Origin of the sequence: Hoyosella levis (assembly GCF_026008515.1) — a bacterium.
GTDB classification, from domain to species: domain Bacteria; phylum Actinomycetota; class Actinomycetes; order Mycobacteriales; family Mycobacteriaceae; genus Lolliginicoccus; species Lolliginicoccus levis.
Map to the genome: position 1 here is coordinate 101,016 of NZ_BQYM01000002.1, position 12,299 is coordinate 113,314.

Annotated in this window: 12 protein-coding genes and 1 pseudogene; 8 read left to right on the forward strand and 5 right to left on the reverse strand. The window is 66.9% G+C overall.

Features of this window, described 5'->3' with window-relative positions:
* Window positions 1–21: 21 nt before the first annotated feature.
* Genes dapB through QC765_RS02640 form a run of 3 tightly spaced genes read left to right on the forward strand, consistent with a single transcriptional unit; the run spans window position 22 to window position 1,700 of the window.
* Window positions 22–780 carry a 4-hydroxy-tetrahydrodipicolinate reductase gene (gene dapB / locus QC765_RS02630; protein ID WP_278312869.1) on the forward strand — a complete coding sequence of 253 codons (759 nt, stop codon included), beginning with the start codon at window positions 22–24 and terminating at the stop codon, window positions 778–780.
* A 56-nt stretch (window positions 781–836) separates the two neighbouring features.
* Window positions 837–1,232 (forward strand): hypothetical protein, encoded by a 396-nt coding sequence (locus QC765_RS02635; protein WP_278313118.1) that lies wholly within the window; start codon window positions 837–839, stop codon window positions 1,230–1,232.
* 3 nt (window positions 1,233–1,235) lie between these two features.
* The gene (locus QC765_RS02640; protein WP_278312870.1) at window positions 1,236–1,700 is read left to right on the forward strand and encodes a flavodoxin family protein; all 465 of its coding nucleotides are present in this window, start codon (window positions 1,236–1,238) and stop codon (window positions 1,698–1,700) included.
* Between the two features lie 338 nt (window positions 1,701–2,038).
* Here QC765_RS02640 and QC765_RS02645 read toward each other — a convergent pair.
* Window positions 2,039–2,479: pseudogene (locus QC765_RS02645) on the reverse strand (toxin-antitoxin system HicB family antitoxin); the annotation flags it as partial.
* Between the two features lie 80 nt (window positions 2,480–2,559).
* On the reverse strand, window positions 2,560–2,997 hold the full coding sequence (locus QC765_RS02650) for an SRPBCC family protein (protein ID WP_278312872.1): 438 nt from the start codon (window positions 2,995–2,997) through the stop codon (window positions 2,560–2,562).
* 117 nt (window positions 2,998–3,114) lie between these two features.
* Between QC765_RS02650 and thyX the strand changes: the two genes are divergently transcribed.
* The 4 genes from thyX to QC765_RS02670 all read left to right on the forward strand — a co-directional run bounded on the left by thyX (window position 3,115) and on the right by QC765_RS02670 (window position 9,802).
* Window positions 3,115–3,867: an FAD-dependent thymidylate synthase gene (gene thyX, locus QC765_RS02655; protein WP_278312873.1), complete on the forward strand. Its 753-nt coding sequence runs from the start codon at window positions 3,115–3,117 to the stop codon at window positions 3,865–3,867.
* Window positions 3,868–3,996: 129 nt separating this feature from the next.
* Window positions 3,997–4,905, forward strand: a complete 909-nt coding sequence (gene dapA / locus QC765_RS02660) for a 4-hydroxy-tetrahydrodipicolinate synthase (RefSeq protein ID WP_278312874.1) — start codon at window positions 3,997–3,999, stop codon at window positions 4,903–4,905.
* On the forward strand, window positions 4,905–6,719 hold the full coding sequence (locus QC765_RS02665; protein WP_278312875.1) for a ribonuclease J: 1,815 nt from the start codon (window positions 4,905–4,907) through the stop codon (window positions 6,717–6,719). Before dapA ends, QC765_RS02665 begins: the two co-directional genes overlap by 1 nt.
* 338 nt (window positions 6,720–7,057) lie before the next feature.
* Window positions 7,058–9,802, forward strand: coding sequence for an FtsK/SpoIIIE family DNA translocase (locus QC765_RS02670; protein ID WP_278312876.1), 2,745 nt, complete (start codon window positions 7,058–7,060; stop codon window positions 9,800–9,802).
* On the opposite strand, the gene QC765_RS02675 is transcribed toward QC765_RS02670, so the two are convergent.
* A complete protein-coding gene (locus QC765_RS02675; RefSeq protein WP_278312877.1) occupies window positions 9,799–9,936 on the reverse strand; it encodes a hypothetical protein in 138 nt (45 codons plus the stop codon). The genes QC765_RS02670 and QC765_RS02675 overlap by 4 nt on opposite strands.
* A gap of 69 nt (window positions 9,937–10,005) precedes the next feature.
* On the opposite strand from QC765_RS02675, the gene QC765_RS02680 reads away from it, so the two are divergent.
* A complete protein-coding gene (locus QC765_RS02680; protein WP_278312878.1) occupies window positions 10,006–11,121 on the forward strand; it encodes a TerC family protein in 1,116 nt (371 codons plus the stop codon).
* A 299-nt stretch (window positions 11,122–11,420) separates the two neighbouring features.
* Here the strand turns inward: QC765_RS02680 and QC765_RS02685 are convergent, their stop codons facing one another.
* Both QC765_RS02685 and QC765_RS02690 read right to left on the reverse strand, forming a co-directional pair.
* Entirely contained in the window at window positions 11,421–11,720 is a 300-nt protein-coding gene (locus tag QC765_RS02685; RefSeq protein ID WP_278312879.1) for a YciI family protein, read from the reverse strand.
* Between the two features lie 38 nt (window positions 11,721–11,758).
* Window positions 11,759–12,295: an amino-acid N-acetyltransferase gene (locus QC765_RS02690; RefSeq protein ID WP_278312880.1), complete on the reverse strand. Its 537-nt coding sequence runs from the start codon at window positions 12,293–12,295 to the stop codon at window positions 11,759–11,761.
* Window positions 12,296–12,299 lie beyond the last annotated feature (4 nt).

Consider the following 12,299-nt stretch of genomic DNA (forward strand, 5'->3'; position numbering starts at 1 on the left):
ATCGACAGGAACGAGGACGACATGGGTGAATCGACCGCGCTGCGGGTGGGGGTGCTCGGAGCGAGGGGCAAGGTCGGGCAGGCGATCTGCGCGGCCGTGACCGCCGCGAGCGATCTCGAGCTGGTGGCCGAGGTGGACAAGGATGATGCGCTCGATGATCTCGTGACAGCCGGGGCACAGGTCGTTGTCGACTTCACGCATCCTGACGTTGTCATGGGGAACCTCGAGTTCCTGATCTCGCACGGCATTCATGCCGTAGTCGGTACGACCGGATTCGACGAGGGGCGTGTCGCTCAAGTGCGTCGCTGGCTCGACGAGCAGCCCGGCGTGGGAGTGCTCATCGCCCCGAACTTCGCGATCGGCGCGGTCCTGTGCATGCGATTCGCCGAGCAGGCCGCACGCTTCTTCGAGTCCGTGGAGATCGTCGAGCTGCACCATCCGAACAAGGCCGACGCGCCCTCCGGCACCGCGGCACGCACGGCGGAGCTGATCGGCGCGGCACGGGAAGCTGCGGGATGCGCGGACATCCCGGATGCCACCACCAGCGAGCTCGACGGAGCGCGCGGCGCGGAGGTCGGGGGAGTGCGCGTGCACTCCGTGCGGCTCGCTGGGCTTGTCGCGCACCAGGAGGTGCTGCTTGGTACCCAGGGCGAGACGTTGACGATCCGGCATGATTCGCTGGACCGCAGCTCGTTCGCGCCTGGTGTGCTGCTCGGGGTCCGGGGCATTGGTGATCGCCCGGGCCTGACCATCGGTATCGACCCCTTCATGGACCTGTGAAGACGAAGATCGCCATCGTGCTGCTCACCGGCGCGCTGGTGTTCTACCTGCTCCTGATGGGCAGGCAGGGCGTGCTGCTGGTCACCAGTGGTGATACAGCCGCGATGGTGATGGGCGCGGCGATCCTGCTGCTGCCGCTGCTGGGCGTCTATGTCGCGTACACGACCCTGCGGGCGGGCTTCGCGCACGATCGGCTCGCTCGGCTGATGGCCGCCGAAGGACTCGAGCTCGATACTTCCGAACTGCCGCGGCGCCCCTCCGGCCGAGTCGAGCGCGACGCTGCCGATGCACTGTTCGTGCAGGTCAAGAACGATCTCGATGCCGCGCCGGATGACTGGCGCCAGTGGTACCGGGTAGCCCGGGCGTACGATGTTGCCGGAGACCGCCGACGGGCACGGGAATCAATGGGCCGGGCGGTCGAGCTGGAAGCCCGCGATCGGGAGCCGAGGTGAACGATGACCGCGAAACTGCTAGTGGTGCACCACACGCCCTCGCCAGGCATGCGCGCGGTGCTCGAGGCTGTCCTCGAGGGCGCGCGTGATCCCGACATAGAAGGCGTCGAGGTGCGGTCCGTGGCCGCCCTTGCCGCCACCGTCCCCGACATGCTCGAGGCCGACGGATACCTGTTCGGGACTCCCGCGAACTTCGGCTACATGTCCGGGGCGCTCAAGCACTTCTTCGATACGGTCTACTACCCATGCCTCGACGACGTCGCGGGCCGCCCCTTCGGGCTATGGGTGCACGGCAACCAGGACACCGCCGGTGCGGTCTCCTCGGTGCGCAAGCTCACCACAGGCCTGGAGCTCAAGCAGGTAGCGGCACCGCTGGAGCTGTATGGCATGCCCTCCAAGGAACAGCGCGAGCAATGCTATGAGCTCGGGGCGACGGTGGCCGTGATGCTCGCGGAGGGCATGTCCTGATCGCCTGCCCGCTTGGCCGGCAGTCAACGACCGTCACCTCGCGCCAGGCAGTCCTGATGTGTGCGGTTTTGCACCCCTGGATGGCCGCGGAAGGGTGCAAAGGGTAACACTTCCGCGGCCTGGCCAGCGGACTAGCTTTAGGCCGGGCCCTCGTTGCTGCTCGCGGGACCGGTCGACTCGCTCGTTGTTCCAGCGGACCCGGTACCAGCGGAATCAGCGCTAGTGGACCCGGTCCCAGCGGACCCGGTGGATCCGGCGGCGCCAGCAGGCCCGCTGGGAGCGGTCGGCTCGGGGTTGCGGCGCTCGCGGCTGTGCGGGGGCTCCCAGGACCATGCGCTCTGCTCGCGCAGCGCGCCCCGGACTGCTTGGCCGACCCAGGAGTTCAGCGAGACCCCGTTGGCGTTGGCGGCTTCCTCGGCACGGGCCTTGATGTTGTCGACGAGGCGCAGGGTGACGCGCGAGATGTTGCCACCAAGGTCGTCCATGGCCTGCTCGAAATCGGTGCGGTCCGGCCGCGCGGTGGCCTGGTCCGGGTCGGCGTCGTGGACGATGACGATCTCGACATTGTCGCCGTTGAGCCGGGCATCGACGGTGCTGCCCTCGAGCTCGGCGGAGACTTCCTTGGCGAAGTCGCTGAGCGCGGTGAGCAGGGTGAGGCGCAGGGTGGGCTCGGTGGCCTTGGCGAGGCTTGCCGCGATCTGCTGGGTGCGATCATCGCCGAGCGCTGCTGCAGCAATGAGGTCGTCGTGGAGGCGGGTGAGATAGCGGGAAAGATCCATGACACCACTGTGACGCCAAAGGTGACGCCAGTCAAGTTCTAAGTGGCGTCACCAATGGCGTCAGTCGGGGAGGCTGGGCGTCAGGCCTGCTCCTCCACGAACTTTTTCAGGCCCTTCGAAGCCGTCTCGAGAGCCATCTTCTGACCGCGCTTGACCAGGAAGCCGGGCATCGGGATCTTCAGGTCCACGGTCAGCTCGAACGTCAAGCGCGTACCCGCGTCGCTCGGCGCGAGCACGTACGAGCCGTCCTGGGTCTTCTGCTGGTTGCTCGGCTCCACGAGCGACCACTCGACCGTGGTGTCGGTGAACCGGTAATCCACAAGCTGCTCATCATTGATGCCCAGTGTCGAGATCGCCATCCATACTCGCTGCGGGCGCCCCTGCTCATCACGCGAGCGCACCTCTACCTTGCGGTGGGAGGACGACCACTTCGGCAGGGATTCCACATCCACGAGCGCCGCCATCACCTTCTCCGGGCTCGCCTTGATGTCGAAGTCGATCGATCCGCTGACTGCCATTCGGCCACGCTCCTCACATGTAATCCTGGTAAGAGATACTCACTGGTGCGCCACAACCGACTGGCGCGCGCCTGCCGTCCAGTGTCGAGCTGCGCAAGCACTCGTAGGAGGATATCCGTGCCAGAGATCGTGCCGTTGAAGGTGCAGCTCATCGCGAGGACAGAATTCACCCCGCCCACCGACGTCCCGTGGGAGACCGATGCCGGGGGCGGGGAGGCGCTTGCCGAGTTCGCGGGCCGCGCGTGCTACCAGAGCTGGGACAAGCCGAATCCGCGCACCGCGACCAACGCCGGGTACCTGCGCCACATCCTTGAGGTCGGCCACCTCTCTGTCCTCGAGCACGGCTCCGCGACGTTTTATATCTCGGGAGTGTCGCGGTCCTGCACCCACGAGCTCATCCGGCACCGCCACCTCTCCTACTCGCAGTTGTCCCAGCGATACGTGCCCGAGCATGATGCCAACATCGTCGCGCCCCCAGCGATCGCCGGGGACCCCGAGCTCGAGGAGCTGCTGGTCAAGTCGGCCCAGGTCACCCGCGATGCCTACGGGGAGTTGCTCGCAGCGCTCGAGCAGAAGTTCACGGACATGCCCAATGCTTTGCTGCGCCGCAAGCAGGCCCGGCAGGCGGCGCGATCGGTCCTGCCCAACGCTACCGAGACGCGGGTCGTCGTCACCGGCAACTTCCGCGCATGGCGCCACTTCATCGGTATGCGTGCCACCGAGCATGCTGACGTCGAGATCCGCGAGCTCGCGATCGAGTGCCTGCGCCAGCTGCAGGGCGTCGCGCCCAACGTGTTCGGCGACTTCGAGATCGGCACGTTGCTCGACGGCAGCGAGGTCGCCACGAGCCCGTTTGTCACCGAGGGCTGATGGCATCGGCGCGCACCGGGGTCGCCCAGTGTGTTGCCGGGTGCTGCCAGGCGGCTAAGGTGTGACAAGCATGAGACCGGAGTGGCGAGGTGTTCGGTATCCGGAGAGCTGAAAGGTAGCGTTAGCACCATGACGACGGGTGTTCCCACGCCGAGCGCAACGCGCGCGTTCGGAACCGTACTGACCGCTATGGTCACTCCCTTCACCGCGGACGGCAAGCTTGATGTCGACAGCGGGATCAAGCTCGCCGATCATCTCGTCAAGGAAGGTTGCGACGGTCTCGTCCTCGGCGGAACGACGGGCGAGTCGCCCACCACCACCGAGGAGGAGAAGGCGACCCTCGTGCGCGAGGTGGTCGACGCCGTGGGAGATCGGGCCCGGATCATCGCGGGAGCCGGCAGCTACGACACCACCCACAGCATCGAGCTCGCCAAGCAATCGGCCCAGGCCGGTGCCCATGGCCTGCTCGTGGTGACGCCCTACTACTCGCGGCCGCCCCAGGCTGGCCTGCTCGCGCATTTCCGTGCCGTCGCGGATGCCACTGATCTTCCGGTGATGCTCTATGACATCCCGCCCCGGTCGATCGTCCCCATCGCGCGCGACACACTGTTCGCGCTCGCCGAGCACCCGCGGATCATCGCGGTCAAGGATGCCAAGGGCGATCTCAACCTGGGCGCGGAGATCATTGCCCAGTCCGGGCTCGAGTACTACTCCGGGGACGATCCCCTCAACCTGCCCTGGCTTGCTATCGGTGCGGTCGGCTTCGTCAGCGTGGCCGGGCACTTCGCCGCTGGCCGGCTCCGCAAGATGCTGGACGCCGCGAACATTGGTGACTACGCCCGCGCCCGCAAGCTCAACGCTTCCATGTTCCCCCTCTTCCGAGCCATCGCGGCGCTTGGTGGCGTCTCTGCCACCAAGTCTGGCCTGCGGCTCCAGGGCTTCGAGACCGGAGATCCACGCTTGCCACAGGTCGCGCCCACCTACGAACAAGTCCAGGCGCTTGCTGCCGAGATGCGAGCAGCGGGGGTGTTGCACTGATGGCTAGCGAGAACAGTCGCCGTGGCCGTCGCGTGACGCGCACCGCCGGCCCGCCGGAGCCCCCGGTCGCACCCGCTCCGCGCGCCCGCGCCAATCCAACCCGAACGGATTCCATAGTGTTTGACTCCTCCACCGCCCAGCTTGGCGCGCCACCACCCGCCGAGCCGCGTGGCGTGCGCTTCTACGGGCTCGGTGGCATCAAGGAGATCGGTCGCAACATGACCGTTCTCGAGCACCAGGGCAAGCTGCTCATCATTGATTGCGGTGTACTCTTCCCCGCTGACCAGCAGCCTGGCGTGGACCTGATCCTGCCGGATTTCCAGCCGATCGAGGATCGCCTCGACGACGTCGTCGCGTGCGTGGTCACTCACGGCCACGAGGATCACATCGGTGCGATCCCGTTCCTGCTCAAGATGCGCGAGGACATCCCGATCGTCAGCGCCAAGTTCACCCTCGCGCTGCTCTCCGCCAAGCTGCGCGAGCATCGCGTCAACGGTCGCTTCAACGAGGTCGCCGAGGGTGACCGCGTGACCTACGGCCCGTTCGACCTCGAGTTCTTCGCGGTGAATCACTCCATCCCCGATGCGCTCGCGGTGGGCATCCGGACCTCGGCGGGCACGTTCCTGCACACGGGGGACATCAAGCTCGACCAGGTTCCGCTCGATGGCAGGCTCACCGATCTCGCTGGGTTCAGCAGGCTCGGCGACGAGGGCGTCGATCTGTTGATGATCGATTCCACGAACTCCGAGCGGCCCGGCGTGCTCACTCCGGAGAGCGAGGTGGGGACCGCCCTCGACGTCGTCATCTCCCGCGCGCCCAAGCGGGTCATCGTCGCCTCCTTCGCGAGCAACGTTCACCGGATCCAGTACGTGATCGACGCCGCGCACAAGAACGGTCGCAAGGTCGTGTTCGTGGGCCGGTCGATGGTCCGCAACATGCAGATCGCCTCGGATCTTGGCTATCTCGACTTGCCCGAAGGCATCGAGGTCGACCTCGATGAGGCTGGTCGCCTGCCCGAGGACCAGGTCGTGATCGTGTGCACTGGCTCGCAGGGCGAGCCACTGGCCGCTCTGTCCCGGATCTCCCGAGGCGAGCATCGAAGCATCACCATCCGGACCGACGACACGGTCATCCTCGCGGCCTCGCTCATTCCCGGCAACGAGACGTCCGTGCATGCTGTGATCAACGGTCTCGCGCACCGCGGGGCCAAGGTCGTCACCAATGCCGACGCCAAGATCCACGTCTCCGGGCACGCCTCGGCGGGCGAGCTGCTCTTCATCTACAACGCGCTGCGTCCCCGGCACGTCATGCCGGTGCATGGGCAGTGGCGGCACCTGCGCGCCAACGCCGCGCTCGCCGAGTCCACCGGAGTGCCGCGCGAGCAGATCATGCTCGTCGAGGACGGTGTGGTCGTTGACCTCATCGATGGCGTCGCGTCCATCACCGGTCGCTATCCGGTGGGCCACGTCTACGTCGACGGGCTCGCGGTCGGGGATGTGGGCGAGCCAACGCTCGCGGACCGCCTGACCCTCAGCGAGGGAGGCTTCGTCGCAGTGACGATCGCGATCGATCCGCGCTCCGGCAAGGTCATCAGCAAGCCAGAGATCTCCGCGCGCGGCTTCTCCGATGATCCCGACGTGTTCGAGGCCGCGGTCCGCCGCGTGCAATCCGAACTGCGGCGGCTCGAGTCCGATGGCGTCACCGACACGCACCGGATCGCCCAGGCCGCGCGCCGCGCCGTGGGCAAGTGGGTGGCCGAGACCTACCGGCGCAAGCCCATGATCGTGCCCACGGTCATCGAGGTCGAGCGCTGATCCCCGCTGGGGTGTAGTACCAAGCGCGGCAGCGTGTTCGGGGGCTAACGATCCCGTCACGATGATGTCGCGAAGCTCACTGGACACGGGCGCGCATGGCTTAATCACAAGCATGCGCGCCCGTTCCTGTTCCTCTTTCACGAGCGAGGCGCCATCGCGGTGCCACCTGGCTGCGACGACGCTCATGTCCCGAGCGACGATCGAGCGCTCGATCCTGTTCGCGCAGAACAGGAATCGCTCCCGGATCCGGTGATATGCCGCACACGAACCATTACGACTTGGTTGTGACCGCTGAGGCGCATGGTCCTCATGGGGGCAAAGCGGCTAACGTGACAGTCATGCCAGCCAGGACTCAGACACGTTCCACCCGCACGCAGTCGACTGCACGCGGTGCCGGATCGCGCTCATCAGGTAGCCCTGCCCGCAGCGGCTCGACCGGGGCCAAGGGCACATCCGCCCGGTCTGCCGCGACACGCTCCACCGCGACACGTTCGACCGGAACACGCTCTACCCGGGCCCGCACCCATGCCGGGGGGTCCACCAGGTCCGGGGCCAGCCGCCAGCGCAAGGGACGGGCCCCGGCCCGCCGGGCAAGCAACGGCCCCTCGATCGCCGGCATCGTTGGCAAGGGCATCGCCGCATCCTGGACGCTCACCGCGCGCGGAGTGGGCGCGACCGCCCGCACCGTGGGCAAGGCGCATGACATCGATACCGCGCACCGTCGCGACGGCGCGGGGCTGGCGCTTATCTCTCTAGGCCTCATCGTCGCGGTCAGCGTCTGGTTCGACGCCGGCGGGCCAGTGGGGGAGTGGGTCAACCTGGCATTCCAGTCCCTCTTCGGTTCTCCCACCGCGCTCGTCCCGCTCATTCTCGCCATGCTCGGCGTCATGCTCATGCGCACCGAGCCGCATCCGGAAGCGCGGCCGCGCCTCGTGCTCGGCAGCGGCCTCGTTGCCGCGGGCACGCTTGGGCTGTGGCACGTCCTGTCCGGGCTCCCGGCCACCATCGAAGGGCAACGCGCCGCCGGTGGCATCCTTGGCTATGTGGCCGGTTGGCCCCTGACCGAGGGCCTCACGATCTGGCTGGCCACCCCGTTGCTCGTCCTCGCGCTCCTCTACGGCATCCTGCTGCTCACCGGAACCACGATGCGACAGGTCGCTGACGCTATCGCTCATGTCGTCGCGAAGCTCACGCACGCAGATGCCGCGAGCCAGGACGCGGCCCCCGTGGCACCGGAACCTGTCGAGCCCACCAAGGCCAAGCGTCCCGCGCGGAAGCGCCCGCAAGCCATTCAACCGGGCCAGCCCCAGGAGAACGGCGCGCCCCTCGACGTATCGACTGGTCCCTCGCAGCCCGGCCCCGACCAGGCCGATACCCCACAGCCCACCCTGGATGAGGTGCCCCTTGAGGAGGCGCCCCAGGACAACCCCTCCAGCACCGGCGCATCCTCGAAGAAGGAGCACCGGCGGCTGCAGCTGCGCTTCCCGATCGGCGGGCGAGGCAACAACCAGGCCCGCGACGCGGGGAATGCTGCAGCGAACGCACCGAAGGCGCCATCTGCGGAGAAGTCCGCGGGGAAGATCGTCGACCGCAAGCCTGTGGGCAACTACAAGCTGCCGCCCGGCAAGCTGCTCATCCAGGGTGATCCGCCCAAGCTCGGGGGCCCTGCCAACGACGCGATGATCGACGCGATCACCAACGTGCTCGAGCAGTTCAAGATCGACGCGGCCGTCACCGGATACACCCGCGGCCCGACCGTGACGCGCTACGAGGTCGAGCTGGGGCCCGGCGTGAAGGTGGAGAAGATCACCCAGCTTGCCCGCAACATCGCCTACGCCGTCGCCACCGACAACGTGCGGCTGCTCGCGCCCATCCCGGGGAAGTCGGCCGTGGGCATCGAGGTGCCGAACACCGATCGCGAGATGGTCCGCCTCGCGGATGTGCTGGCCGCGCCCTCCACGCGCCGGGACCACCACCCGCTGGTCATTGGCCTCGGCAAGGACATCGAGGGCGAGTTCGTTGCCGCGAACCTCTCCAAGATGCCGCACATGCTGGTCGCTGGCTCCACCGGATCCGGCAAGTCCAGCTTCGTCAACTCGATGCTCGTCTCGCTGCTCGCTCGCTGCACCCCGGACGAGGTGCGCATGATCCTCATCGACCCCAAGATGGTCGAGCTCACCCCGTACGAGGGCATCCCGCACCTGATCACGCCCATCATCACCCAGCCGAAGAAGGCAGCGTCCGCGCTCGCCTGGCTCGTCGAGGAGATGGAGCAGCGCTACCAGGACATGCAGGCCAGCCGCGTGCGGCACATCGATGACTTCAACGACAAGGTGCGCTCGGGCGAGATCAAGACCCCGCCCGGCAGCGAGCGGGAGTACCGGCCCTACCCGTACATCCTGGCGATCGTCGACGAGCTCGCGGATCTCATGATGACCGCCCCGCGCGAGGTCGAGGAAGCGATCGTGCGCATCACCCAGAAGGCGCGCGCGGCAGGCATCCACCTCGTGCTGGCCACCCAGCGGCCCTCGGTCGATGTCGTGACTGGCCTGATCAAGACCAACGTGCCCTCGCGGCTCGCGTTCGCCACCTCGTCGCTGACGGACTCGCGCGTCATTCTCGACCAGCCGGGCGCGGAGAAGCTCATCGGCATGGGCGACGGCCTGTACCTGCCCATGGGCGCGGGCAAGCCCACCCGGTTGCAGGGCGCGTTCGTTACTGATGAGGAGATCCACCGGATCGTCGAGTACTCGAAGAAGCAGGGCGAGCCCGACTACCAGGAGGGCGTCACCACTGCCAAGGCGGGCGACAAGAAGGACATCGATTCGGACGTCGGCGATGACCTCGACCACTTGCTGGCGGCCATCGAGCTGGTGGTGAGCAGCCAGTTCGGCTCCACGTCGATGCTGCAGCGCAAGCTGCGCGTCGGGTTCGCCAAGGCAGGCAGGCTGATGGACCTGATGGAGACCCGCGGCATCGTTGGCCCGAGCGAGGGCTCGAAGGCCCGCGATGTGCTCGTCAAGTCCGACGATCTCGAATCCGTGCTCGAGGCTGTCCGCAATGGCGCCGAGAGCGTGACCTAGGCCTCGTAGAGGTGTGTCGTCGACCATCCCTGGGTGCTGAGCGTGCCCAGGGATGGTTTAATGAGGACACCGAAGGGGAGTATCCCGAAAACGATGGTGTCGTCATCACGATCGCGTCCGCGGTCCGGTGCCATTGGTTAGCCGATCGGGCTAATGGGAGAGACCTCCGGAGTTCCGTCCTGTGACCCGGAGGTTTTGCACTGATGAATGTCCCCCTATGGATCTGGCTCGCGACGATCGCCGTGATCGCAGCCCTGTTCGTCTTCGACTTCTACGCCCACGTCAAGACCCCGCACGCGCCGACGCTGCGCGAGTCCGGGATCTGGTCCGCCATCTACATCGGTATCGCCATCGTCTTCGGCTTTCTGGTGATGGGCGTCTGGGGCACCCGCTACGGCGGCGAGTACTTCGCGGGCTACATCACCGAGAAGGCCCTCTCGGTCGACAACCTGTTCATCTTTGTCATCATCATGGCCTCGTTCGCCATCCCCCGCGAGTACCAGCAGAAGGTCCTGCTCATCGGTATCGCGATGGCATTGGTCATGCGCGGCATCTTCATCGCCGCGGGAGCGGCCGCGATCAACACCTTCAGCTGGGTCTTCTACCTCTTCGGACTCTTCCTGCTGTACACGGCGTACCGGCTGCTCCAGGACGCGATGTCCGGCGGGCACGATAGCGCGGAGCAAAAAGAATCCAAGATTATCCAGTTCGCCCGCAAGGTGCTGCCCACCACGGACACCTACGACGGCGACCGCATCATCACCAAGATCGACGGCAAGCGCGTCCTCACCCCGCTCGCTCTCGCGCTCGTCGTGATCGGCCTGACCGACTTGCTCTTCGCGCTTGACTCGATCCCTGCCATCTACGGCCTCACCCGCGAGCCCTACATCGTCTTCACCGCCAACGCGTTTGCCCTGATGGGCCTGCGGCAACTGTTCTTCCTCATCGGCGGCCTTCTCGAGCGGCTGGTGTACCTCTCGCACGGCCTGTCGATCATTCTCGGCTTCATCGGCGTCAAGCTGATCCTGCACGCGCTCCACGAGAACGAGCTGCCGTTCATCAACGGCGGCGAGCATGTCACCGTGCCGGAAGTCTCGACCGGACTGTCCATGCTATTGATCATCTCCGTGCTCGTGATCGTCACCGTGGCAAGCCTGATCAAGACCCGCCACGAGCGGATCGAGCTCGACGAGGAGAACGCAGCAGGGGAGAAGGCAGCAGGGGCGAACGCCGCACGAGAGAACGCGGTGGAGGAGCGCGCTGCTGCCGAACATGCCCGCGAGGCGCGGGAACGCTCATCCAAGGACGACCAGGCCTAGGCAGCGGCACCGGGCCCCTAGCAGGAGCAGGCCAGGCCGCGGCGCGCTCGGTCGCCGCGGCTGCGGCGCTGGTTCGCGGAGCTGGGACTTCGGCGCGGGGGAGTCGCTACTAGGCCCCCCGCTAGGGTCCACTGCCTCGGAAGTGTTACGTTTTGCACCATTTCGAGGCCGCGCGGGGGTGCAAAACCGCACAGCCCTACCCCGTTCAGCGCGCGGATCCACTGCGGGGATCAGGCGCGGGCTAGCGGATAGGAAGCGGGGCAGTACCCTGCGAGCGAGCCGATCCGGAGAGCATCGTCTCAGGCGGGGTCGCTGAATGCACCCATTACCGGTGACCACTCGGCCACCTCGATGTCGTGCGCGAGGCCCTCGACGACGAAGGGATCGCCCTCCAGCAGCGCGCGGGCTCCATCGATCCCGCCCGCGATCGCCGCGTCCAGCAGGATCAGCGCGCCGCTCCCGTCGCCGAACGCGCCCGCCGAGACCACGATCCCGTCCGCGAGCTGGCCGCGCAGCCACTCACGGTGCGCGGGACGGTGCGCATCGCGCTGGGTGGCCTCCGGCGCCTCGTAGCGATAGCGAATAGCGAGCAGATCCATGGTGCTGTTCCTTTCGTGCCGCGCGCTGGGTGGGTGACTCACAGGGCGAGCAGCATGCGGGTGTTGCCGAGGGTGTTGGGCTTGGCGTAGCTGAGATCGAGGAACTCGGCGACGCCGGTATCGTACGAGCGGCGCATCTCGCTGAACACATCGGAGGAGACAGGCGTGCCGCTGATCTCTCGGAACCCGTGGCGCGCGAAGAACTCCACCTCGAAGGTGAGCACGAACACGCGCTTGAGGCCAAGATCGCGGCCGATCTCGATCAGCTGGGCCACCACCGCATGGCCCGCGCCGTGGCCCTTGTAGCGGGGATCGACGGCGACAGTGCGCACCTCGCCGAGATCGGCCCACAACACGTGCAGGGCGCCGCAGGCGATGATCGAGCCATCATGCTCGGCCACCCAGAACTCCTGGATCGACTCGTAGAGCGTGACGAGGTTCTTCTCCAGCAGGATCTTCGGGGCGTAGAAGTCGACCAGCGACTTGATCGCGGGCACGTCCGCGGTGCGGGCGCGCCGCACTATCATCCCGGCATTCTCCGTCGACGCCGGGGTCGCGCCGCCGTGATTTGTCATGTCG